This is a genomic window from Sphingomonas sp. Leaf30, from assembly GCF_001422525.1.
GTDB classification, from domain to species: domain Bacteria; phylum Pseudomonadota; class Alphaproteobacteria; order Sphingomonadales; family Sphingomonadaceae; genus Sphingomonas; species Sphingomonas aerolata.
The window spans coordinates 795,491-795,738 of record NZ_LMKZ01000001.1 but is presented as its reverse complement, the minus strand read 5'-3'; the positions used below and the strand labels follow the sequence as shown (position 1 = coordinate 795,738).

1 protein-coding gene is annotated in these 248 nt (G+C 64.5%); it reads left to right on the top strand.

The window, feature by feature from the left end; all coding sequences use genetic code 11:
• Nucleotides 1–52: 52 nt before the first annotated feature.
• The coding region (locus tag ASE89_RS21095; protein WP_236701607.1) for a hypothetical protein at nucleotides 53–248 on the top strand (196 nt) is incomplete at its 3' end.

Genomic DNA, 248 nt, shown 5'->3' with positions numbered 1-248 from the left:
GACTTCGGCACGGCATACCGGCCGTGCTGCACGGTGAGGAAGTGGAGCAATGATGAAAACCATAACTAGTGCGTCCCGCGGCTCCCCTTATCGAGTGCTGACGGCCCTTCTTCCGCTTCTCGCGACAGGCATCGCCGGCCGCGTAGAGGCGCAGCTACAGGCAGAGGTCGGCATCCCTTCGTCGAATCGCGCGCGTTTGGCCGTGCCCGGGCCTACCGCCACCGATGTTCGCATCTCATCCGAGCCGG